The sequence below is a fragment of the Nocardia rhamnosiphila NBRC 108938 genome (assembly GCF_000720425.1).
In the GTDB taxonomy this organism is placed as follows: Bacteria; Actinomycetota; Actinomycetes; order Mycobacteriales; family Mycobacteriaceae; genus Nocardia; species Nocardia rhamnosiphila.
In genome coordinates, this window is sequence record NZ_JOAJ01000001.1 from 1,871,228 (window position 1) to 1,895,240 (window position 24,013).

Genomic DNA, 24,013 nt, shown 5'->3' on the forward strand with positions numbered 1-24,013 from the left:
TCGGCGAAGTCAGAGTTCCGGGCCGGGCACCGCGCTCACGTCGTCCGGACCGAGACCGCTGGCGCGCAGGACATGCCGGTCGATCGCGGCGCGAATGGCCTCCTCGGTACCCAGAATGCGTACGTGCCGGCGGGCGCGGGTGATCGCGGTATAGAGAAGCTCGCGGGTGAGCAGACTCGAACCCGGTTCCGGCAGGACGATGGTCACCGCGTCGTATTGGCTGCCCTGACTTCGATGGATGGTCATGGCGAAGACCGTGACGACGGCGGGGAACTGGGTGGGATGGACCAGGAACGGCTGGTCCCCGCGCTGCAACGCCACCCGCAGCGACCCGTCCGGGCGGCACACCACCACTCCGGTGTCCCCGTTGTAGATCCGGGCCTCGTGGTCGTTGGCCGTCACCAGCAGAGGCTGGCCCGGATACCAGGTGCCGTACCGGTTCTCGGGGCCCGAACCCGCCGCCGCGGCCCATTCGGCGGCGGTGCGGTCCCACTGTTCCACTCCGTACGGGCCACGGCGGTGGGCGCACAGCAGCCGATGCGATTCGAAGGCGGCGAGCGCGGCCGCCGCGTCACCCGCGCGGGCAGCGGTGGTGACCCGCTGCGCGGTGGTGACGACATCCGCTCGGACGGCAGCGATCTCGTCCGGACCGACCAGCTCGAGCATATCGCCGCCGGCCCGCAGCAATTCCAGCGCGGACTCGGTATCGCCGGCCCGGACGGCGACGGCGAGATCGGCGATCCGGCCGCCGAACCGGCGACCCCGGGTCAACCGGATGATGCCGCCGCGCAAGCGGTCCCGCTCCGTTTCGGTGAGCGCCTCGACATCGGGCGGGTCGGCGTCCTTGGTCCCGGCGTCCCGGGCCGCCGCGAGTTCGCCGCCGAGCACCTCCTCGAACGACGGGTCGGCGGTCCCGGGAAACGGAGCGGCCACCATATCGGCGAGCACCGCGCCCGCGTCCACCGAGGCGAGCTGATCCGGGTCGCCGGCCAGCACGAGCCGGGTATCGGGACGCAGCGCCGCGAGCAGCCTGCTCATCATGGTCAGCGAAACCATGGACGTCTCGTCCACGACCACCACGTCGTAGGGCAGCCGATTGTGTTCGTGATACCGGAACCGGGTGGTACGGCCGCGTTGCCAGCCGAGCAGCCGGTGCAGGGTGGCGGCGGACAGCTCCGGCAGACCCAGGGCGGGTGCCTGCTCCCGGACGGCCTCCTGCAGCCGGGCGGCCGCCTTCCCGGTGGGCGCGGCCAGCGCGATCCGCGGTGGCGCGGCGCTCGCGGCGTGCTGTGCGACGAGCAACGCGAGGATCCGGGCGATGGTGTGCGTCTTGCCCGTACCGGGCCCACCGGCGACGACCGTGGTCCAGTGGGTGGCGGCGAGCGCGGCGGCGATGCGCTGCCGGTCCACGACACCGGCCGGTGGGCCGAACAACCGGTCCAGTTCGCGGCGCACCACCGCGGGGTCGGTGCTCGGATGGTCGGCGGCGCGGGCGGTGAGCACCCGGCGGATCATCTGCTCCTGCTGGTAGTACCGATCCAGATAGAGCAGCGGGCCCATACCCGCACGGGACGGATCGGTGAGCCGCAGCGGACGCAGCGGCCCGGCCGGACCGCCCAGCACCAGCGGGCTCTCCCGTAATGCCTCGACAACTCGTGCCTCGTCGGGCCACGGCAGGTCCGCGGGCGCGACCAGCAGCTCCGCCCGTTCCTCGTCGGCGTCCACACCGATATCCCGCATCCGGGTGAGGTCCAGGCACACCGACCCCGACCGCACGGCGCGCACCACCAGCGCGGCCGCGAACAGGACCAGTTCCCGGTCTTCCCCGCCGAACCGGCCCAGCCGTTCGGCCACGTGCACATCGGCCGCCGAGAGCACCCCGGCCTCGTTGAACTCGCGCAGGATCCCGGTCCCCCGCTGCGCCACCCGGATGGGGATCACTCCGCACCTCCGGCGAGTAGGTCCGACAGGGCGACGATCAGGCCGGGCGGCGGTGTCCAGTCGAAAACTCCGGCGCCCTCGGGGGTTTCGGGCCCGATCATGCCGCGCACGAAGAGGTAGCGGGTACCGCCGAGGTGAACCGCGGGATCGTAACCGGACAGCCGCCAGCGCAGGTACCGGTGCAGCGCGACCGAGTACAGCAGCGCCTGCAGCGGATAGTGGGAGCGGACCATCTCCGCGGCCATCCGGTCGCGGGTGTAATGAGCGACGGTGAGGTCGCCGGTGCCCAGCCGGTTCGTCTTGTAGTCGACGATGACGTAACGCTGGTCCGGGGTGCGCAGCACCGCGTCGATACTGCCGGTGAGATATCCGCGTAACGGTACGTCCTCGAGGGTGTCGAGTTCGTCGGCGTAGGCGTGGAAATCGTCGCCGGGGTCCAGGTGTGCGCGCACGGTGGCGGCGATGCGGCCCAGCGTGGCGGCCGCACCGGACGGGAGGTCACCGCCGGCGAGCGGCAGTTCGAATTCGAGCTCGCACAGTCGGTCCCGGCCGGGGATATCGGCGAGGGCGCCGAAACCGATCGGGGTGCGCAGGACCTCCACCAGGGCCGTGGTCAGCAGTTCGGGATCGGCGGTGGAGAGCATTTCACCGATCGCTTCGGCGCACCGCGCGCGTACCTCGGCGACCAGATCCGGGGCCTCGGTCTCGACATGCTCGAGCACTCCGTGCACCAGGGTGCCGAATTCGGCGCCGTAGGGCAGTTCGTTCATGAGCGAGGGTGCGCCGGGGCCGGGTTCGGGTGCCGCCGGCGCGGCCGGAGCCTCGGGTTCGTCGCCGACACCAGCGGCGTCCACCGGTTCGGACTCCGGGGCCGGCGGATGGGCGGCCGCGGTGAGTGCCGAATACGAGGTGCGCCGCCAGTGCTCGTCGATCTCCCGGTCGAAAGCGGCGACGGCCACCGCACCGGACAGGGTATCGGCCGGCGGCCGATAGGCCGGTGGGTCGGCGGCGGGGTCGGCGGCGGTCACCGAGATCGACTCACCCGCCCCGGCCGCCCAGGCCCGGAGCCGGTCGACCACCGCGGCGTCCTCGGCGACCGCGGCCCGCGCACTCGGCTGCGCCGCCCCGGGCGCCCGGCCGAACAGCAACCGGTGCAGCGGTGCGGCCGCGGTGCCGAACGAGGGCGCCCACCAGGCGACCACCTGGCAGCATGCCCTGGTCAGGGCCACATAGCACAGGCGCAGTTCCTCACCCGCGGATTCACTGTCGGCACGTTCCTTGCGGGCCGCGTACCCGGGGGCATCCGGCCCACCGATATCCAGCACCCGCGCGCCGTCCTCGTGCATCAGCAGGGTGGCGGGCTTGGGGTCGGCGGAACTGTCCCAGGCGAAAGGCAGGTACACGACCGGGAATTCGAGCCCCTTGCTGGCATGGACGGTCGCGATCTGCACGGCCGCGATATCCCGGTCGAGCCGACGGCTGCGGCCCGGAACCGAGCCCGACGCGGGATCACGGACCCGGTCGGCCAGCCATCGGGTGAGCGCGGTGAGACCGAGGCCCTCGGTCACCGAGATCTCGTCGAGCAGCTGGGCGAGATGCCGGATATCGGTCAGCCGGCGTTCGCCGTGTTCGACAGCGAGCAACCGCGGTGCCAGCCGGGTCCCGGTGGCCAGTTCGTCGAACACGGCGGCGAAACCGGCCCGGGCGAACAGCCGGGCCGCGTCCCGCAGCTCGGCACTGACCCGCCCCACCAGGTCCGCTCCCCCGGTGTCGATCTCGGCGGCGGTATGCCCGAACAGCGGGGTGAGCGCGGCCAGCCGGACCCGGTCCGCTCGATGCGGCTGTTCCAGCGCGCGCAACACCCACAGCCAATCGGTGGCACTGCGGGTCGCGAAAATACTGCTACCGCCGGCCAGGACCACCGGAACCCCGGCACGTTCCAGCGCGGCCCGCACGACCTCGAGCTGCGTATGGGTGCGCACCAGCACCGCGATATCCCCGGGGCCCACCGCCCGTTCCCGGGCGCCGCCGGCCGGGTCGTCCGAGGCCGCCCGCCCCGCCCGGGTGCCCGGCGAATCCGTGAGGACCGTCCCGGATTCGAGAAGGGCGACGATATCGGCCGCCACATCGGCCGCGACCCGGGCCCGCTGCCGGTGGATGTTCGGGAACCCGGAAGCGCCGCGCGGGCCCGCGCCGGTCCGCGGCAGGCATCGCAATCGCATGGCTGTGGTCAACTCGGCGGGACCGTGCAACCGGCTCCACGGCTGGGTGGGCGTGACGGCGGGCACCACGATCTCGTCATGGCCCAATGCCGCGCCGCCCAGCAGATGTTCGAGCGCGGCGAGCAGTCCCGCGTCGCTGCGCCGGTTGGTGGTGAGTTCGCGGCGCGCGGTGGCATGGCCGACCGCATCCAGATAGCTCAGCACCTCGGCGCCTCGGAACGCGTAGATCGCCTGTTTCGGGTCGCCCACCAGGACCAGCGGGTTGTGGCCGTGGAAGGCCCGGCGCAGGATCTCCCACTGCAGCGGATCGGTGTCCTGGAATTCGTCGACGAGCACCACCTGGTAGCGGTCCCGGATACGCCGGCACGCGGCCGGACCGCGCGCCGGGTCGGCGAGGATATCGCGCAGTAACACCAGCAGATCGTCGAAGTCCCGCAACCCTGCCAGTCGTTTCCGGCGTTCGGTTTCGGCACGGACCGCGGCCGCGAAGGCGACCCGCTGCGCCGACGCCTCGTCGGTATCGGGCGCGAGCCGGGCCTGCCGGTCGCGCACCGCGGCGAGCGCGAACCGCTGAGCCTGTTTCACCGAGAACGGCGCCGCGGTTCGCGCGAAGCGGCCCAGGTACAGATCGTCGACGACGGTGCGGATGAGGTCGTCGGCCTCCTCCACCAGGCGCGCACCGGGGTCGAGGTCACCGGCCAGGCCGAGTTCGGCCAGCATGCGCTGGCAGAAGCTGTGGGTCGTGGCGATGGCCCCGGCATCGAAATCCGAGAGCGCGGCGCGCAGCCGAGTGCGGCGCGCGGAAACCTCCTCCGGCTCCGCATCGGCCAGATGGCGGATCAATTCATCGGCGGCGGTCCGGGCCGCTTCGGGGTCGGCGAGCGCGGCGGCGACGGCGACGAACCGGTCGCGGGTGCGCATCCGCAGTTCCTGGGTCGCCGCGCGGCTGAAAGTGACCAGGAGCAGCCGGGAGATGTCCACACCGGCCTCGGCGACATAGCGGACGGCGAGCCCGACGATGGCGTAGGTCTTGCCGGTACCGGCACTCGCCTCGAGGACGGTGGTGCCGTGCGGCAGCGGGCCGCAGAGCTCGAACGCATTGCCCGGCTCGGCCGGCGGGGCGGGCGCGGTCGTGGTCACAGCTGCTCGCTTTCACGGCTCCGGGCGGCTCCGGCGGTCACGGCGCCCCCTGCTGTTCGGCGCGCAGCAGCGGCACCCACAGGCGGCGGGCGATCGACCCGAAACGAGTGCTCTCGATCGGTTCCCCGGCCGGTGCGGGGGCGGTGGTGAGGTCGCGTAGGTCGGGTGCCGGACCCCAGACGTACCGCATATTCCGGTCGGTGTGCTCGGCGAAATCCCTGGTCTTGTCCCCGCCGCCGAACTCGCGGTCGGCGGCGGCGATCGCCTCCTCCGGGGGCAGCCGCCGGTACCGCGCCTCGGCGTAGGCCGCGGTCGTGGCCGTGGAGATGGGCAGCGGTTCGGTGAGACCGGCATCGCGCAGTGCGACCAGGGTGCGCAGCATCGTCGTCGCCTCGGCCGCACCGGGCGCGGTGAGTTCGGCCCGCCAGGCCGGGGTGGGAAAGCGGCCGCGGCCGGTGACCGCCGCCCGCCACGACCGTTCGTCGGTGACCGCCAGCGCCAGCAGCGACACCCACGCCGCGAGCCGGTGTTTGGGCGCGACCCGCGAATAGGTGGTGCGCACCAGCAGTTCCCCGCGCACCTCGGCGACCGTTCCGGTGAGGCGGCGCCCGTCGCCCAGGTCGAACGAGATATCGATATCGCGCGGCGGTTGGCTGTAATCGGGAGCGGCGGCCCGGACCAGGGTTTCGACGGTGCGTTCCACATCGTTCAGTACGGCGCGGCCGAGTTCGGCGGGCGGCAGGATCCCACGCCGCCATTCCGCGGCCCGCAGTTCGGCCGGGTCGGCGCCGGCCAGACGCGCGGCGAGCATCCGCTCACCCAGCGCCCAGGTATCGAGTCCGCCGAACTCGATGGGCAGCCGGTCGGCGATATCGTCGTCCTGGTCGGGGACCCGCACACCGAGCCGCTGCCACAGGAAACCGCGCACGGGATGTTCCAGGAACGAGATCAGTTCCGCCAGTCCGATCTCGGTGGTCTCGGTACCGGGCAGGGTGCGGGTGAGCAGTTCCGGTGGCGGGGTGGGTGCCGCACCCGCCGCCCGGGCGCCCGCGAAGGCGACGCTGTCGAAACTGAACGGCCGTCCGGCGACGAAATTGCGCGGATCATGGGCCTGTAGCGGATGACGGGTGAGCACCTCGGCCATTCCGGCGGCACCGACATGGGCACGCAGCACATCGAGGAGTTCGGCGACCGGCACGGCGGGCGGCCGGTAGGCGCCGGTGACGGGATCAGCGCCGGTGTGCACGACCACCAGGGTGTCGCGGGCGGCGGTGATCGCGTCCAGCAGCAGCTGCCGGTCTTCGGAGCGCGGATCGCGTTCGCCCAGAAGCGGTTCGCGGGCCGGGACCTCGTCACCGTCGATGCCCGCACCGCGCGGGAAGATCTCGTCGTCCACGCCCAGCAGCACCACCACCCGGTGCGGCACCGATCGCATCGGGGACAGGCCGCACACGGTGAGCTCACCGGTGCGGAAGTTCGACCGGCTCGGGGCGGAGGCGAGGCGCTCCCGCAGCAGACCCGTGAGATCGGCCAGCCGCAGCTCGACAGCACCGGCGTGGGCGGTGGCGGCCGTCAGCTCCCGGCGCGCCTCGGTACGGATCCACGCCTGCGACTCCGGCACATCGGTCAACAGATCCAGGGCCCGGTCCAGCACCGCGGTCCACTGCGCCGCCGGTCCGGGCCCCTGCAGATCTCGCAGCACCGAGGCGAGCCGGTCGACGTATTCGGCGAACCGGCCGGCCAGATCGATATCGTTGCTGTCCACATCGTCGAGCGGCAGCACCCGGTCCAGCCAGCTTCCGGAGGTCTCGTCCGCGGTGACCCCGAGCAGGATCCGGTCCACCGCCGCGTTCACCGTGTTCTGCTCGAAATCGCCGAGACCGAAGGCCTGCCGCTGCCGCCGGCCGATACCCCACCGGGCGCCGGCCTCGACCGCCCATTCCCGCAGCCGCTCGATATCGTCGTCGTCGAAACCGCAGGCGCGGCGCACCGGTTCACCGGCGGCCAGGTCCAGTACCTCGGTGATGGTAACCCGGCTGCGGGCCAGTTCCAGCAGTGTCGCCACCACGCCGAGCAGCGGGTTGGTGACCGCCCGGCCGCGGTCGGCGAGACGCACCCGCAATCGATGGCCCGGATGGCCGGAATCGGCACGGGTTTCCGGGCCCGCCGGACCGGGATGCCCGAACGCGGCGCGCAGCAGCGGGGCGAATGTCTCGACCTCCGGGCACATGATCAGCACCTCGCGGGGTTCGAGCGTCGGATCGGCGGCGAAGAGGCCGAGCAGGCGCTCCCGGAGTACTTCCACCTGCCGGACCGGGCCGTGGCACGCGTGCACCTGCACGCTGCCGTCCGCCCCGGCGGTTCCGGGCGCGGGCGGCCAGCGGTCGTCACGGAGGTGCCGCTGAACCTGTTCGAGCAGGGTCGCGGGCGGCTCGTCCCGGCCGGCGGCGTCGTCCGCGTGCGCGGCCGGGGCACCGGCTCGGACCTGTGCGCCCGCCGGACCCGGATACCGCACGTCGGTGGCGGCCGCGGGCAGGCGCAGCTGGAGTTCCCGGATGTCCCGGCCCAGGCCCGCCAGCAGCGGGTGCCGGACCCGGGTGACCGAATCGTCGCGCGCCCGTTGCGGTTGTGGATCCGTGCCGGCCAGCGCGTCCCACATGGCCGGGCTGGGATGTGCCAGCCACAGATGTAGCTCGCGGTGCTCGGCCACCGCGGTGAGCACCGCGAGGTGCGCGGCGGGCAGCCGGGGCGCGCCGAAGACCGACAGACGCGGCGGGAGATCCACCGCCCCCGGATCGGCGCGCAGTCGCGCGCAGGTGGTGTGCAGCCGTTCGGCGGGATCGGGCGCGCCGACCGCCTCGCGCAGCCGCCGCCACAGGGCCGGCTGCCAGCTCAGATCGTCGGGCAGTGGCCGGCCGGTGCCGTCGGTATCGTCGCCGCGCGACCATTCGGTGATCAGGGTCGGTCGCTGGACGGTGTAGCTCTCGAACAGCGCGGCCAGCCGGGCGGCGGTCGCGTACCGACGGCCGCGCCGGTGCTCGGGGCCCGCGGTGGACGCGGCCTCGGCTTCGGCCGGCACCGGGTCGCCGGCGTCCAGTCCGAGATGGCGGGCCAGTACGGCGCACCACGGTTCCCGCACCGATTCGTCGATCACCCGCAGCAGCGTCCATACCACCCGGTCGGACGACCACGGGTCCTCGTGTGGACCGAAACCGCTGATCGTGGCCGATATCTCCTCGACCAGCGCGGCCGGGGCGGGGAACCGGATATTGGCCGCGACACCGTCACCGGAAGCCGCCGAGGCCCCCAGCACACCCGAGAGTTGCTGCGTCAGCCAGCGTTCCACGCCCTTGGCGGGCACCGCGACCACCTCGGCGGCGAACGGATCCGACAGTGGCTCGGTGAGCAGCCCGGCCAGCGCGGCGACCAGCGTATCCGCGCGTTCGGCACGGTGGATGTGCAGCGCCATCTCCGCCCTTCCGCTCGGTCCGATCACCATCCTTCGTCACGTCCGCACTCCTCGGGAGGGCGTATCGTCCACCCGTTTATACGCCCGCCGTCCGACACCGCTCGCCAAGACCCCACGACGGAGCGGACAACCCCGGGACAGGGGATCATCCCCCGAATGTCCCTAGCGCCAACAGCTTTTACCGGATATCGACACCCGGCGCACAGTGATTTAGCGCACATGAGTCACCGACACGCGGTCGTATGGCCGCGATCTCGGGGACGCGCTGTGTCACAGTGCAACCCCGGGAGGAACGGTTACCGCACGAAAGGCTGGTTCGCCTCGATGAAAGCGCTGGTTGTGCCCCTGATACCGAAGGACGGATTCACCGTCCGCCGGTCCGGTGACCGGTGGGAGCTCGTCAACTCCCGGCACTACGGACGCACGGTCGTACTGCACTCGTGGCCGCGCGAGGAACATACCGAAGCATTCGAGCACTGCTATCGCCTCAACGGCCGCGCCGCCGCCCTGAAGGCCACCGCGCGGGTCCGCTAGCGGTCCGGGAAGCGGGTCCGCCGGCGGTCCGGGGAAAACGTGCGCGCAGAGCGCCGATATGACAAGGTGTTTCCTCGTGCGTTACCCCCTGCTCACCGGTGCGGCTCCCCGCGTGGCCGCACCCGCCACTGTCCTGGCCGCCGCGGCGATTCTGTTCGCCGGTGTGCCCGCCGGCCTGCCCTCGGCCGATGCCGTACCGCACGCCCATACCCAGGGTTGCGCGAACGGCTTCGACTGCGATCTGGCCGCCCGTATCGAATCCGTGAACGCGTATCTGGACTCCCGCCCCGGCGTGACCGGCTACGTCGTCCGTGACCGCCAAACCGGCGCGGTCTACGCCAGCCCGCATGCCGAGGACATGGTGTTCACGGCGTCCACCATCAAACTGGCCATCGCCTCGGATCTGCTCAACCGTGCCCGGGTCGGGGCCATCGCCCTGCCGCCGGAGGATCGGCAGCTCATGGAGCAGATGATGTCCACCTCCAACGACCAGGCCACCGACATCTTGTGGACCAAGCATTCCGGTCTCGACGGCCAGGCATTCAACAATGCCTTTCGCGCCAACGGTATGACCAGCCTCCGGCCCGAGCCGACGCCCAACGGGCGCCCGAACTGGGGTTTCCAGAAGACCACCGCGGCCGATCTGGACCGGCTCATGTCCAATGTGCTGGACCGGATGCACCCCGACGATCGCGGCTACCTGACCGATCTGATGCGCCGCGTCGATTCCAACCAGCACTGGGGTGTGTGGGGCGCCGGCCCGGCCATGCGGCCGGGCCTGAAGAACGGATGGTCGGAGGAGCAGGGCGGCTGGGTGGTGAACTCGGTCGGTTTCGCCGGACCGGGTGAGCGCTACACGCTCGCGATCATGACCGCGATGAACGGTGAGGGCGGCTACCAGGAAGGCGCCGAAACCGATACGACGATCGCGGAAAAACTGCTGGCCGGACGCTGATCACCGCGACCGGCGCACTCCGGGCCCCCGTTGCGCAACGGGGGCCCGGAGTCGTTTCGCAGGCGATGTCTCAGTTGAGCCGCCGCAACCGCATCGGGGCGTCGTCGCGCGGGAACGGGATGGTGGTGAAGCCCCACGGCATCCGATAGGTGTCCGGGAAGCTCCACTCGTAATCGCGGACGAGCGCCGAGATGATCGTCTTGACCTCGAAGGTGCCGAAGTGCATCCCGATGCACTTGTGCGAACCGGCACCGAACGGCATCCAGGCCAGCCGGTGCGATTTGTCCTCGCGCCGCTCCTCGGAGAACCGTAACGGATCGAAGACCTCGGGGTCGGTCCACAACTCCTCGAGCAGATGGTTCACCTGGTAGCCGAGGTCCACCGGAGTACCGGCGGGAATGTAGTGACCGAGGATCTCGGTATCGCGGACCGCGCGGCGCACCATACCGGGGACCGGCGGCATGAGACGCAGGCTTTCCTTCACCACCAGATCCAGCGTGCGCAAGGTGTCCAGATCGGCGATCGTCGGAGACTGGTTGTCCAGATCCAGCGCCCGCACCTCCGCACGCACCTGCTGCTGCCATTCCGGGTGTTTGCCCAGGTAGTAGGCCACGGCCGTGGCGGTGGTCGTGGTCGTATCGTGGGCGGCCATGATCAGGAAGATCATATGGTTGACCACATCGGCGTCACTGAATACCGAGCCGTCCTCGGCGCGCGCGTGACATAGCCCCGAGAAGAAATCCGGGGCATCGCTGCGCCTTTTCTCCGGCACCATCGCGGTGAAGTACTCCTCGAGTACGGCGCGGCCGCGCAACCCCGCGCGCCATTTCCCACCGGGCACACTGTGGCGCATCAGGGCCAGCCCGGCGTGGGTGCAGGCGACGAAGGCGTCGGTGAGATCCTTGCGCCGGTCACCGACCTCGACCGCCATGAAGGTCTCCCCCGCGATATCGAGGGCCAGTTCCTTGATCGCCGGGAACAACCGCACGGTCCGGCTCGCATCCCTGCCCTCCGGCACCCAGCGGCCGATACTGGCGCGTACCACCGGGGTGAGCTCGGCGAGATGGGCCTCCAGCCGTTCCCGGGTGAACGCCTGCTGCATGATCCGGCGATGGAACATGTGCTCATCGAATTCGAGCAGTAGCAGCCCGCGGCGGAAGAAGGGCCCGATGAAGTAGTCCCAGCCCTGCCCGAAATCGCGCCGGCGCCGGCCGACCACCTCGTCGATGGCTTCGGGCCCGGCGGCGAACACCCGGTCCATCCCCATGGAACTGTTGATGTTCACCGGCCCGAAGCGGCGGTATTTGTCCAGCAGTTCGGCCGGACCCCAGCGCATGTAGTGGAAAGTGCGCCCCAGATACGGCAGGCCCGCGTCGCCACGTACGGCCACCGTGTCGCTACCGCGGGGCGGAGTGGCCAGCGTCCGCTGCCGATCCGGCACCTTCAACAGCAGCCGGTCGACCACACTTCGGTGCGGGATCTCGATGAGCGCCGAATTCTCGGTATCGGTGCGCGCTCGCGCACGATGCGCGGCGACACGGTCGACGGTGACCATGGCGAAACCTCCTGAGAGACAGCACCCATCGTATTGTCTTTGTTGCAACGGCTCAGCCCAATCCACCGAATCGGTATCATCCGGCCTCCCGCCGAGACCCCAGCGCAATGGCTATCGTGGTGAGTTGCCGCACCACCGCGAGTGAACAACGGGCGTCTGACTGTGTCGTACCCGGGTACTGCTACTACCGTGTGCGTTGTCAGCAATTGATCACCAGGGCAGCACCGGGCCCCACCGCCGGCGAGGAGCGACCATGAGCACGCAACCTGTCATGAGCACGCAACCTGTTGGGAACGGCCGGCGCCGCGTCGTCGTCATCGGATCGGGTTTCGGCGGCCTGTTCGGCACCAAGCATCTCAAACGTGCCGATGTCGAGGTCACCCTCATCTCCAAGACCACCACCCACCTGTTCCAGCCGCTGCTCTACCAGGTCGCGACCGGCATCCTGTCGGTCGGCGAGATCGCGCCGGCGACCCGGCTCGTGCTGCGCAAACAGAAGAACGCCCGGGTGCTGCTGGGTGAGGTCACCGAGATCGACCTGGAGAAACGCACCGTCACCTCGGTGCTGCTCGGCGAATCGACGGTGACCCCCTATGACAGCCTCATCGTGGCCACCGGGGCGCAGCAGTCGTATTTCGGCAACGACCAGTTCGCCACCTTCGCGCCGGGTATGAAAACCATCGACGACGCTCTGGAACTGCGCGGCCGCATCCTCGGCTCGTTCGAACAGGCCGAGGTGGCACAGACCCAGGAGGAGCGCGACCGGCTGCTCACGTTCGTGGTGGTGGGCGCCGGACCGACCGGGGTCGAACTGGCCGGGCAGATCGCCGAACTCGCCGACCGTACGCTGGAGGGCACCTTCCACAACATCGATCCTCGCGACGCCCGGGTGATCCTGGTCGAGGGCGCGGGCGCGGTGCTGGGCCCGATGGGACCGAAACTCGGCGGCAAGGCGCAGCGGCGCCTGGAATCCATGGGCGTGGAGATCCAATTGAACGCCCTGGTCACCGATGTGGACGCGCACGGGGTCACGGTGAAGGACTCCGATGGCACCAGCCGCCGCATCGAATCGGCGTGCAAGGTCTGGTCGGCCGGGGTGCAGGCCAGTCCGCTGGGCAAGATGATCGCCGACCAGTCCGATGGTACCGAGGTCGACCGGGCCGGGCGGGTCGTGGTGGAACCCGACCTCACCGTCAAGGGGCATCCGAACGTCTTCGTCGTCGGCGACCTGATGTCGGTACCGGGCGTTCCGGGCCAGGCCCAGGGCGCGATCCAGGGCGCCACCTACGCCGCGAAACAGATCAAGGCGGAGCTGGCGGGTAAGCAGACAGCGCCGGAACGCAGGCCGTTCTCCTATTTCAACAAGGGCAGCATGGCGACGATCTCGCGCTTCAGCGCGGTCTGCCAGGTGGGCAAACTGGAATTCGGCGGGTTCATCGCCTGGCTGGCCTGGCTGGGCCTGCACCTGTACTACCTGGTCGGCTACCGCAGCCGGATCACCACGATCTTTCAGTGGTTCGTCACCTTCCTCGGCCGCACTCGCGGCCAGATGGCAGCGACCGAGCAGTGGATCTTCGCCCGCCTGGCCCTGGAGGCGGTGTACGGCGACAGCGAAGAGGGCGAGGAGATCGTGCGCGGCGCGGCGGGTCGCCGGCCCCCGGCGCCCTCCCCCGGCACTCCGGCCGTCACCGCCGAATCCGTCGACACCGGCACGCCCGAGAAACCGGGTGGCGATCGTAAAGTCGGCTGACCGGGCTCACCTCCCCGATTCGGCGCCCCCTCGGAGCTAACATCTGGCAATCCAGATGATCTCCGCAGAGAGGCGCCTATGGGTAAGCACAGGGCAACCGTTCGTTCCCGGCGTGCCGCCGGATCGGTCGTCGCGGCGGGAGCAGTCCCGCTCATCGCGACACTGATCGGCGCCGGGACAGCCCACGCCGATGTTCATCCCGCTCCGCTCGCCCCACCCGCCGTTCCCGCGGTACTACCGGCGCCACCCCCGCTGCCCGCGCTGCCCCCCGGCCTGCTTCCGCCCGCACCCGATCCGGCCGTGAATCCGCTCGGCGCGGCCGCCGGCGCGGTCCGGGAGGCCACCCGGTCGGTGACCGATGCCGTCACCGCGGCTACCACCCGGTTCATCCATCCGGCCCCCGGGGCACCGCTGCTGCCCGCGGCCCCGATCCCGGCGGCGATTCCCGGGATCCGGCCCGTGGACGACAATCCGGCACCCGCAGTGACACCGCCCACCGCCGGCCCGGCCACACCGATCGATACTGCGCCCGGCACTTTGCGGGTCGGCGATCTGGAGATGAGCCTGCCGTTCGATACACGGGAGCTGAATGCCGGTGCCGATCGGACCCAGGAGCAGCTGACGGCCTTCCTGGACTCGTCCGGTATCGAGCGCAGCCGGGCGGACCGGGTCGCCGCCCAGGCCATGAGCTCCGGCCTGATCGGCGCCGGGATCGGCGCCGCGGTCGCGGCACCGGTGGCCATTCCGTTCGCGATGCTCGGTGCCGCCGCGGGATTCGTGGTCGGGCTGCCCTTCCTCCCCACCGGACTCGTCGTCGGACCGGTTCTCGGCGCCACCCTCGCCTATGGAGTGGTCACGGCGCCGGCCGTGATCGCCGGCGCGGCGCTCGGCGCCGCATTCGGGGCGACCGACGGTTTCACCACGCAGCCGTTCGGCCCGCTGCCCCCGCTGTAATCGAGCACCCACGGAGAGCTCGTCGGCGAACCACCGGACAACCATTACCCACCACCTGGAAAACCGGCACTACCTGTGTTGTAAGGCGGCTGAACGGACCGAACCCATCCGCGCCGCGCTCCGGAACGAATGTCTGGCAAACCGACAAATTCCCGGAGAAAGGCGACCATGGGTAAGCACAGGGCAACCGGTCCGTCCCGGCGTGCTGCAGGCTCGGTCGTCGCGGCGGGCGCGATCCCGCTCATCGCGACACTGATCGGCGCCGGCACCGCCAATGCCGAGGCACTCCCCACTCCACCCGCGTCATCCCCGATCCCCGCCGCGCTGCCGGCGCTGCCCCCGGCCCCGATCGCCACGGTGGACCCGTTCGGCGCGGCCACCGATGCCGTGCAGGAGGCGGCGCGGGTCGCGGTCCGGTCGGCCACCGATACGCTCACCGCGGCCACGGCTCCGTTCACCCACGCCGCGCCCGCGACTCCCGCGGTCCTGCGGCCGGCCGTGATCGCGGACCCGGTTGCCCCGATGCCCGCCCTCGCGACGCGGCCGGTGCCGAATCACGCCTATCTCGCACCGCAGGGTGAACTGCACGCCCCCATGCCGGTCGCGCCGGTCGCGCCGATCGAAGCGCCGCCGGGCAAACTGCGGATCGGGAACGTCGAAATGGACGCGCCGTTCGATGTGCGCGACATCAATACCGGCGCCGCGCAGACCGAGGCACAGCTGGCCACCTTCCTGGACTCGGTCGGTGTCGAACGCAGCCGCTCGGACAAGATCGCCGCGCAGACTCTGGGCTCGGCCGCCATCGGCGCCTCGGTGGCCAATACGCTGGCCTCCCCTCTCGCCGGCACCTCGGCCATGGTCGGCGCGGTCGCCGGCTTCATCTCCGGGATCCCGTTCCTGCCGATCGGGCTCGTCATCGGGCCGGTCCTGGGCGCGGCCATCGGTTACGCGGTGATCGCGGCGCCGGCGGCCGCCGTCGGCGCAGCCATCGGCGGAGCGGTCGGCGCGGCGGACGGTTTCGCCGCCACCCCGTACGGCACCTCGCCGGCGCAGTGATCGAGGGTGGCCGGCGGTCCACCGGCCGCCGGCCACCACCCTCAACGGTCGTCGTCCGGCGAACCGGCCGGGCAGTCACCCCGGCCCACCACAAAGGCGATCGCCCCCATCAGCAACAGCACGCCGGCGCCGGCCGCGATGGACGCGTGCGCACCGGTGACGAACGATTCCCGCGCCGCGGCCAGCAGTCCGGAATCGGCCGCGTACCGCTGGATCGTCTCCCCGAGGGTCGGCGCGAACTCACCCCCGGCGCGGAAGACCAGCGCTGCCAGCGAGCCCAGCAGGGCCAGACCCAATGCATTACCGAGTTCGAAACTGGTTTCGGAGATGCCGACCGCCGAACCGGCCCGTTCCGGCGGGACCGAGGCCACCGCCACCTCCGAGACCAGCGTGAACACAATGCCGTAGCCGATACCGGCGATCGCCGACCCGGCCACATACCAGCCCGCGCCGCCGTCGGCGCCGATACCGAGCACCAGCAGGTTGCCGACCGCGGCCGTCACCAGCGCCGTGACGAACGCCCACCGCACGCCGAGCAGCCGGGCCACCGCCGATCCGCTCACCGAGAAGATGAACACGGTGATCGCCATGGGGATCCCGAGCACGGCCGCCTGCAGGGGGTCGCGCCCGGTCACCGACTGCAACCAGATACTGCTCAGATAGCTGAGCCCGGCCAGCGACATCATCGCGGCGGTACTCGACCCGATGGCGACCGAGAACCGGGCGCGGGTGAACAGCGACAGATCGACCAGTGGATGTGCAAGTCGCCGCTGCCGGCGTACGAACAGGGTCAGCACGGCCGCGCCGAGGAACGCGCTGATGAGGGCCTCGACATCGGGCCCGTGCTCGGCAATGTGCTTCACCGCGTACACCGCGGGCAGGATCCCGCCGATGGACAGTGCCACGCTGGGCAGATCGAGCGGTCCCAGCGCGGCGGCCCGGTGCTCGGGCAGCAGCAGCGGCGCGAACGCGAGCAGCACCAGCAGGACCGGCACATTGATCAGGAACACCGACCCCCACGAGAAGTGGTGCAACAGGACGCCGCCGATGATCGGCCCGACGGCCGAGCCCCCTGCGAAGAACGCTGTCCAGATCCCGATCGCTCGCGAACGTTGCCGCTGGTCCGGGAAGAGGTCGGAGATGAGCGCCAGACTCGACGGGAGCAGGGTGGCCCCGCCGATCCCCATCAGCGCGCGGGCCGCGATGAGCACCGCCGCACTGGGCGCGAAGGCCGCGATCGCCGAGGCGGCGCCGAACACGGTGGCGCCCGCGAGCAGCACGGTGCGGCGGCCGATCCGGTCGCCCAGATTGCCCATGGTGATCAGCAGACCGGCGATGAGAAACCCGTAGATATCGAGGATCCACAACTGCTGGGCGGCGGTCGGATCGAGATCGGCGGTGAGAGTGGGCAACGCCAGGAACAACACCGACATATCCATGGACACCAGCAGCACCGGCAGCAGGAGTACGGCCAGACCGAACCAGGCACGCCGCCCGCCGCTCGTATCCGGTGCGGCCCGTGCCGCCTCCACGTTCGTCATCCATTGTCCTTCCGGGTCGTCGGTTCACCCAGTCGTAACACGCGTGACCGCGGCGGCTGTTCCTGGCCACGGCGGCGAGCGGCGACGATCACCACCACCCCGGCGGGCACGGCGCGCGGCGGCCGTGTTTCGATCCGACGATGAGCGCCGATATCGCCATCTGCGGGCTCGGGCCGGCCGGGCGCGCGCTCGCCCACCGCTGTCTGGCCCGCGGGATGACCGTGCTCGTCGTGGACCCGAATCCGCGGCGGGTCTGGCGGGCGACTTATGGCGCCTGGTCCGACGAACTCCCCGACTGGCTCGACGGCTCCGTCGTCGCGGCCACCGTCGCACGACCCCGGGCGCACGGCCTGCGCGATCACACCATCTCGCGTGCGTATTCCGTACTGGATACCGCCCTGCTCCAGCAGTCCCTCGATCTCACCGGCGCCACGGTGGTGCCGGGGCGGGCGGTGGCACTCGACCGGCGCACGGTGACGCTCGACAGTGGCCGGGTCCTGCGCGCCGACCGGGTCGTCGACGCGCGCGGGTTACGGCGTCGTCCGGGCCGGGCCGAGCAGACCGCCTACGGCCTGAAACTGGCCCGCGATACCGCGTCGGAGCCCGCACTGTTCATGGACTGGCGACCGGACAACGGTGCCGCGCCGGGCGCTACCCCCTCGTTTCTCTACGCGGTACCGCTGGGTGCCGACGCCGTGCTGTACGAGGAAACCTGCCTGGTGGGCGCACCCGCCCTCACTCAGGAGGAACTCGCGCGACGCCTGCACCGCCGGCTGCGGGCCCGGCATATCGCGACCGCGGGTGACGAACCGGTCGAGCGGGTGCGCTTCCCGGTCGCCGGCGGCAGGCCCGGCGCCGGCCGCTTCGGCGCGGCGGGCGGGTATCTGCATCCCGCCACCGGCTACAGCGTCGCGGCCGCGCTGACGGCGGCCGAGTCCGTCGCCGCCGGCGGCTCGGGATGGACCACCGCGGCGCGCGCGGTCCACCGGCTCCGGCAGGCCGGGCTGCGGTCGTTGCTGGCGCTGCCGCCGACCGAGATCCCGCGTTTCTTCGACGCATTCTTCGATCTCGATATCGAACTGCAACGCGCCTATCTCTCGCGGCGCGACGATCCGATCGGCATGCTCACCGCCATGTCCGGGCTCTTTTTCGGGCTTCCGGGCCCCGTGCGGACCCGGCTCGCGGCGGCGACACTCGGACTGCGACCGATCTCGCCCCGGGGGTCCGGGTCGGTCATCATGGAGTGATGCGGTCAATCTGGAAAGGCTCGATCGCGTTCGGGCTGGTGAATGTCCCCGTGAAGGTCTACACCGCCACAGAGGACCACGACATCAAATTCCATCAGGTCCACGCCAAAGACGGCGGACGGATCAAATACGACCGCGTCTGCACGATATGCGGGAAATCGGTCGCATTCGCCGATATCGATAAACAATACGAATCACCGGAGGGTGAGAAAGTCGTCCTCACCGACGACGATTTCGCCAAACTGCCGGTGGCCGAGAAACACGAGATCCCGGTTCTGCAATTCGTCCCGTCCGATCAGATCGATCCGATCCTCTACGACAAGACCTACTATCTGGAACCGGATTCGAATACCCCCAAGGCCTACGTGCTGCTCGCCGCCACCCTCGAACGTATCGACCGCACCGCGCTCGTGCATTTCACGCTGCGCCAGAAGACCAGGCTCGCGGCCATGCGGGTACGGGACGGCATGCTGGTGCTGCAGACCCTGCTGTGGCCCGACGAGGTACGCGCGGTCTCCTTCGAATCGCTGGAGGAAGCCGGCACACCCCGGCCCCAGGAGATCAAGATGGCCGAGACACTGGTCGAGTCGATGTCCGACGATTTCGACCCCGACCAGTACACCGACGAATACCAGGTCGAATTGCAGCGCCTGCTGGACGAGGCCGTCGCCAGCGGTGACGGGAAGGCTCCCGAACGCCCCGAGACGGCCGCCGCGGAGTCCGATGCCGAGGTGGTCGATCTGGTGGCCGCGTTGCAGCGCAGTCTGGAGGCCAGCGGCGCGGGCGGGGACACGGAATCCGCGGCCCCGAAGAAGGCCCGGAAGTCGCAGCCCAGGAAAGCGCAACCGCGCAAAACCGCGGAGCCGAAGACCCGGAAGACCGCACAGAAGAGAACCCGCAAGGGCGCGTGACCCGGATCAGACCGCCTGGATGAACCAGTCGAGGCGGTGGCCCTCGGGGCCCACGCTGGTGTGGTGGTAGTGGAATCCGAGCCGGTGGGCCAGCGCCATCGCCGCGCTGTTGTCCGGATCTATCCGCAGTACCGCCTCGTCTGCCAGATCGTGCCGGGCCAGATATCGGCACGCCAGCACGACGCTGCGGCCGGCGACCCCCCGCCCCCGCCACGGCGCGTAGATGCCGAAGGCGATATCGGCCTGACGTTTCGCCAGGAATTCCTGTTCCACCGCCAGGTCCAGGGTCCCCGCCAGCGCATGGGTCAGCGCGTCCACCACGCCGAAGGTCTTGCACGGGCCATCCTGCGCCCACTGGTCGGCGCAGCGTTCGAAATCGGCCACGACATTCGGGGTTCCGGGGCCCGGGGCGCGACGCATCGATTCCCGGTCCTGAGCCGCCAGATGCGCGGCGGCATCGGCCACCTCGATCGGCCGTAGCCCGATCACCCCATCCGATATCAGCACGCGATCATGATCTGCACATCCCGCCGCGTTCGACAAGCCTTCGCCACGGCGCGCCGCGAACGAAAACCCAGGTGGCGCATATTGTGACGCGAGCATATTCCGTTTCGCCGGACACGCCCGGCGGATATCGCCGCGGTTGTCCGCCGGAGGGATACTCGGCCTATGACCGCACACGAAGACGATCCACACCGGCTCGTATCCGCTGCCGTCGTAGTGGGTGTGGACGGTACTCCCGACGCACATTCGGCCATCCGCTGGGGAGCGGCGGTCGCGGCGCGGCGCAGCCGTCGCCTGGTCCTCGCCTACGCGATGAATTCGACCCCCGCCAAGACCTGGCTGGTTGCCTACCAGCCCATGGTCGACGAAGCCGTGCAGATGCTGAGAACCCACGGTGAGCAGGCGCTGGCGACCGGAACGCAGGTGGCCCGGGAGGCAGCGCCGCGGGTGCAGGTCGACACTCTACTCTCGGAGCACAGCCCGGCGAAGATGCTGATCGAACTCTCCGAATCCGCACATATGGTGGTTCTCGGCTCCCGGCGCGGTGGCGCGGTCTCCCATCTGGGCTCGACAATTCTGGCGGTCGCCGCGCACGGCAGCGGCACGATCGTCGCGGTCCGCGAGGACGGGGACGAGATCACCGGCGGACCGGTGGTCGTCGGTGTCGATGGCAGCCCGGTCAGTGACACCGCGGTCGCCGCCGCCTTCGCCGAGGCCGCCGAACGCGAAACCGATCTGGTCGCCGTCCACACCTGGAGCGACCTGACCTTCACCGAATTCGCGAGCACCGGTTTGATCGAGATACCGGCAGAGGATCTGCAGACCGCCGAACAGGCGGTGCTTGCCGAACGGCTGGCGGGCTGGCAGCAGCGCTATCCGGAGGTCACTGTGCGGCGCGAGGTGTACCCCTCCACACCGGCACAGCATCTGCGTGAATGGTCCGAGCGCGCGCAACTCGTCGTGGTCGGCAGCCGGGGGCGTGGCGGATTCCGCGGACTGCTGCTCGGCTCGACCAGCCAGTCGCTCATCCAGCACTCCGCGTGCCCGGTCATGATCACCCGGCCGGCCTGACGCGACATCGCCGGCCGGGGCGAGCGGTCAGCCGGCCAGCTCCGACAGCAGTGCGCGCGTGCGACCTGCCTCCGCCCCGCCGGCGAAGACCGAGGCGACGAATTCGGTGGCTCCCGCGTCGAAGACATCCCGGATACGGGCCGCCACCTGCTCCTCGGATCCGATGATCGCCAGATCCGCCGGCCCGGCCGCGCCTTCCCGGTCCATCATCGCTCGATACGACGGCAGGGTGCCGTACATCGCGAAGGTGGTGGCCGCCCGTTCCCGGGCGCCGTCGACATCATCGGTCACCAGCACGGGAAGCGAGCAGACGATACGCGCCGGCGGCCGGCCCGCGTCGGCGGCGGCGGCGCCGATCGTCGGCGCGATATGGTCGCGAATGGTGGCCGGGCCGGTCATCCACAGCACGGTGCCGTCGGCGCGACGGCCCGCCAGCCGCAGCATCTGGGTACCGAGCGCGGCGAGCAGTACGGGAATCCGGCCCTCGTCCGGGATCCCGAGTTCCAGATTGCCGCTCAGCGTTTCGCCCTTGTACGACACCGGTCGGCGTTCCAGCAGCGGGCCCAGCACGGCGAGGTATTCGCGCATATGACGAGCCGGCCGCTCGAACCCGTACCCGTACATGTTCTCGATGACCACCTGGTGCGACAGGCCGATACCGAGGGTGAGCCGGTCCGGGCCGACCGCGAGCGCCGTGGTCCGCGCCTGCTGGGCCAGCGCCCCGGGATGGCGCGGGTAGCTGGGCACCACCGCGGTACCGAGTTCGATATCGGGCACCTGACTACCCGCGACCGCCAGCGCGGTGAGCGCGTCCACGCCGAAGATATGTGAGAGCCACGCCGAAGCGAACCCCTCCTCGGCGACCCGGCGGAGATCGTCGGCGAGCAGGCGCAGCGCGTCGGCTCCGGACCGTTCACTGAGCAGAATGCCGATACGCACGGTGTGCCTCCTCGTCGAGTGATCGGATCGGATCTCCGGCCGAGCCGGCGGCTCCTCCGGGCGTCGAGCCTACCTCTGTATCCCGCGGATTCCGCGCGTCGCGATGTCGCGCCGACGCGCCCGCGACATACTCGACCGGCGCCCCGCGGCGGGGCATGCTGGGACTATGGACGAGTTTGCGAGCTGGCGGTCGAGCGGAGCGCGTTTCACCCATCGCGGACACCAGATCTTCTGGCGCGCGGGCGGTACCGGATCGTCCGGGACCCTACTGTGCCTACACGGTTTTCCCACCGCCTCCTGGGATTGGCACGCCCTGTGGCCGGAGCTGTGCGAGCAGTTCGAACGGGTCCTCGCTCCGGACCTGATCGGTTTCGGCTGGTCGGCCAAACCCCAGCACTACGACTATACGATCGCTGATCAGGCCGACCTGGCCGAACAGCTGCTCCGGGAACAAGGGGTGCAGGGGTTCCACATCCTGGCCCACGACTACGGCGACACGGTGGCCCAGGAAATGCTGGCCCGGGATGCCGAACGCCGGGCGGCCGGCGACCGGTCCCTGGTGATCGAATCGGTCTGTCTGCTCAACGGTGGCCTCTTCCCCGAAGCCCATCGGCCGCGGCCCATCCAGAACCTGCTCGCGAGCCCGCTGGGACCGTTGGTCGGCCGGTTCGGCAACGAGAAAACCTTCGCCCACAGCCTGGGCGCGGTGTTCGCCGCCGAGTCGCGGCCGGACGACGAGCAGATGCACCAGTTCTGGATGCTGTGGTGCAGTAAGCACGGCAAGCGCAACGGCCACAAACTCATGGGTTATATGGCCGAGCGGCGCGCCCATCGGCAGCGCTGGGTCGGTGCGCTGATCCGCCCGCAGGTGCCGGTCCGGCTGATCGACGGACTGCGCGACCCGGTGTCCGGCGTGCGCATGGTGCGCCGGTACCGCCAGGTGGTTGCCGAGCCCGATGTGGTGGAACTGCCCGACGTCGGGCATTACCCGCAGCTCGAGGCGCCGACCGAGACGCTGCGCGCCTTCCGCGAGTTCCTCGCGTCCCGCGTCGGGTAGCGCCCGGGCTCTCCACCCGGAGCGGCCCGCTCGGCAGCTGATACCTCGGCGCGATTCGGGAGCAGGTGAATCGAAAAGCGTGCGCCGCAACCGGTCACCGGCGTGGTACCGGGCAGGGCAGCGCCGAGGAAGGTACCCGGCCGGCGGCCGGCGAATGATAGCGTCGCCTCCGCGCCCCACCGGCGCTCCCGACTCCGCTGTCAGCCGCTCCGGGTCGTCCGGCCCGCGGTGCCGAATCGATGAGGTGCCCCCGAATTGCTCGAGACGGACTCCGTTTCCGAACCCGATCAGCACACCCAGGGTGTGCCGGAGCGGATCACCACGCGGGAGGGCCGGCGGCTGCACGCCATGGTCCTGCCCGGTCCGCCGGAGACGACAGCGCCCACCGTCGTCTTCGAGGCGGGTGCCGCGGCGACCCGGTCGTCGTGGGGTCTCGTGCAGCCCGCGGTCGGCCGGTTCGCCCGGGCCGTGGTCTACGACCGGGCCGGGCTGGGTCGCAGCCCGGCCGACCCCGCCGGCCGCGCCCTGGACCGGATCGCCGGCGATCTGGTGGAGGTCCTCGATCACTTCGGACCCGGCCCGTTCGTCCTGGTCGGGCACAGTGCCGGTGGTGTCATCGCCCGGCTCGCCGCGTCTCGCCGCCCGGCACGGATCAGCGGACTCGTTCTGGTCGACCCCACCGACGAGGCGGCCGAACTGCTGTTCAGCGCGGCCATCCGCCGGGTGGAACGCATCACCCTGACGGTGCACGGCGCCCTCGCGCGCCTCGGGTTGCTCGGGTTGATGTACCGCTCGATGCTGAACGCGGTCCCCGCGGACGTCCGGCGCGATATGGAACGGGAGGCATTCGCCCCGGGTATCGTCCGCACGCAGTCGGTCCAGGCCCGCACCTTCCTCGACGACCTCGCCACCTGGCGCGACGATCCGCCCGAACTCGGCGCCATCCCGGTGACGGTGATCTCGGGCGGCCGTGCCGGGGACGGGATGACCACCCGGATCCGTGCCGCGGCGAACGCCGCCCACGCCCACCGGGCCGCGGTATCGCCTGCCGGTCGCCATGTCCTCGCGCCGGCCTCCGGCCACTACGTCCCGATCACCGAACCCGAACTGGTGGTCGAGGAGATTCGGCGCATCGCCGGGAACCGATCGATTCCCGCCCGGCCCTGA

Annotated in this window: 17 protein-coding genes; 10 read left to right on the forward strand and 7 right to left on the reverse strand. The window is 70.6% G+C overall.

Features of this window, described 5'->3' with window-relative positions; translation table 11 throughout:
- Positions 1-9: 9 nt before the first annotated feature.
- From recD to recC, 3 genes are read right to left on the reverse strand one after another with little or no spacing between them, the layout of a single operon-like run.
- Positions 10-1,941 carry an exodeoxyribonuclease V subunit alpha gene (recD, locus tag IG75_RS0108600; RefSeq protein WP_051714337.1) on the reverse strand — a complete coding sequence of 644 codons (1,932 nt, stop codon included), beginning with the start codon at positions 1,939-1,941 and terminating at the stop codon, positions 10-12.
- Complete coding sequence (locus tag IG75_RS0108605; RefSeq protein ID WP_030520646.1) at positions 1,938-5,303, reverse strand: UvrD-helicase domain-containing protein; 3,366 nt, start codon at positions 5,301-5,303, stop codon at positions 1,938-1,940. The genes recD and IG75_RS0108605 overlap by 4 nt, the downstream gene beginning before the upstream one ends.
- 37 nt (positions 5,304-5,340) lie before the next feature.
- Complete coding sequence (gene recC, locus IG75_RS0108610) at positions 5,341-8,772, reverse strand: exodeoxyribonuclease V subunit gamma (RefSeq protein WP_030520647.1); 3,432 nt, start codon at positions 8,770-8,772, stop codon at positions 5,341-5,343.
- Between the two features lie 324 nt (positions 8,773-9,096).
- On the opposite strand from recC, the gene IG75_RS0108615 reads away from it, so the two are divergent.
- Positions 9,097-9,306 carry a hypothetical protein gene (locus IG75_RS0108615; RefSeq protein ID WP_030520648.1) on the forward strand — a complete coding sequence of 70 codons (210 nt, stop codon included), beginning with the start codon at positions 9,097-9,099 and terminating at the stop codon, positions 9,304-9,306.
- A 76-nt stretch (positions 9,307-9,382) separates the two neighbouring features.
- Complete coding sequence (locus IG75_RS0108620; protein WP_245713438.1) at positions 9,383-10,261, forward strand: serine hydrolase; 879 nt, start codon at positions 9,383-9,385, stop codon at positions 10,259-10,261.
- Between the two features lie 70 nt (positions 10,262-10,331).
- Here the strand turns inward: IG75_RS0108620 and IG75_RS0108625 are convergent, their stop codons facing one another.
- Positions 10,332-11,816: a cytochrome P450 gene (locus IG75_RS0108625; protein WP_030520650.1), complete on the reverse strand. Its 1,485-nt coding sequence runs from the start codon at positions 11,814-11,816 to the stop codon at positions 10,332-10,334.
- Positions 11,817-12,087: 271 nt separating this feature from the next.
- Here IG75_RS0108625 and IG75_RS0108630 point away from each other — a divergent pair, with 271 nt between their 5' ends.
- The 3 genes from IG75_RS0108630 to IG75_RS38150 all read left to right on the forward strand — a co-directional run bounded on the left by IG75_RS0108630 (position 12,088) and on the right by IG75_RS38150 (position 15,576).
- Complete coding sequence (locus tag IG75_RS0108630; protein WP_081876688.1) at positions 12,088-13,566, forward strand: NAD(P)/FAD-dependent oxidoreductase; 1,479 nt, start codon at positions 12,088-12,090, stop codon at positions 13,564-13,566.
- Between the two features lie 78 nt (positions 13,567-13,644).
- Positions 13,645-14,520 (forward strand): hypothetical protein, encoded by an 876-nt coding sequence (locus tag IG75_RS37250; RefSeq protein ID WP_051714338.1) that lies wholly within the window; start codon positions 13,645-13,647, stop codon positions 14,518-14,520.
- A gap of 168 nt (positions 14,521-14,688) precedes the next feature.
- Positions 14,689-15,576, forward strand: a complete 888-nt coding sequence (locus tag IG75_RS38150; RefSeq protein WP_051714339.1) for a DUF4564 domain-containing protein — start codon at positions 14,689-14,691, stop codon at positions 15,574-15,576.
- A 41-nt stretch (positions 15,577-15,617) separates the two neighbouring features.
- On the opposite strand, the gene IG75_RS0108645 is transcribed toward IG75_RS38150, so the two are convergent.
- Entirely contained in the window at positions 15,618-17,117 is a 1,500-nt protein-coding gene (locus tag IG75_RS0108645) for an MFS transporter (protein ID WP_030520654.1), read from the reverse strand.
- 140 nt (positions 17,118-17,257) lie between these two features.
- On the opposite strand from IG75_RS0108645, the gene IG75_RS0108650 reads away from it, so the two are divergent.
- Together IG75_RS0108650 and ku are read left to right on the forward strand one after the other, a co-directional pair.
- Complete coding sequence (locus IG75_RS0108650; RefSeq protein ID WP_036512330.1) at positions 17,258-18,364, forward strand: lycopene cyclase family protein; 1,107 nt, start codon at positions 17,258-17,260, stop codon at positions 18,362-18,364.
- Positions 18,364-19,275 carry a non-homologous end joining protein Ku gene (gene ku / locus IG75_RS0108655; RefSeq protein ID WP_030520656.1) on the forward strand — a complete coding sequence of 304 codons (912 nt, stop codon included), beginning with the start codon at positions 18,364-18,366 and terminating at the stop codon, positions 19,273-19,275. Before IG75_RS0108650 ends, ku begins: the two co-directional genes overlap by 1 nt.
- A 6-nt stretch (positions 19,276-19,281) precedes the next feature.
- Here the strand turns inward: ku and IG75_RS0108660 are convergent, their stop codons facing one another.
- On the reverse strand, positions 19,282-19,782 hold the full coding sequence (locus IG75_RS0108660; protein ID WP_030520657.1) for a GNAT family N-acetyltransferase: 501 nt from the start codon (positions 19,780-19,782) through the stop codon (positions 19,282-19,284).
- 162 nt (positions 19,783-19,944) lie between these two features.
- Here IG75_RS0108660 and IG75_RS0108665 point away from each other — a divergent pair, with 162 nt between their 5' ends.
- Positions 19,945-20,850: a universal stress protein gene (locus tag IG75_RS0108665; protein WP_030520658.1), complete on the forward strand. Its 906-nt coding sequence runs from the start codon at positions 19,945-19,947 to the stop codon at positions 20,848-20,850.
- Between the two features lie 27 nt (positions 20,851-20,877).
- Here IG75_RS0108665 and IG75_RS0108670 read toward each other — a convergent pair whose 3' ends face one another.
- Complete coding sequence (locus tag IG75_RS0108670; RefSeq protein WP_030520659.1) at positions 20,878-21,789, reverse strand: LLM class F420-dependent oxidoreductase; 912 nt, start codon at positions 21,787-21,789, stop codon at positions 20,878-20,880.
- A gap of 166 nt (positions 21,790-21,955) precedes the next feature.
- On the opposite strand from IG75_RS0108670, the gene IG75_RS0108675 reads away from it, so the two are divergent.
- Entirely contained in the window at positions 21,956-22,846 is an 891-nt protein-coding gene (locus IG75_RS0108675; protein WP_030520660.1) for an alpha/beta fold hydrolase, read from the forward strand.
- A gap of 255 nt (positions 22,847-23,101) precedes the next feature.
- Positions 23,102-24,013 (forward strand): alpha/beta fold hydrolase, encoded by a 912-nt coding sequence (locus tag IG75_RS0108680; RefSeq protein ID WP_245713439.1) that lies wholly within the window; start codon positions 23,102-23,104, stop codon positions 24,011-24,013.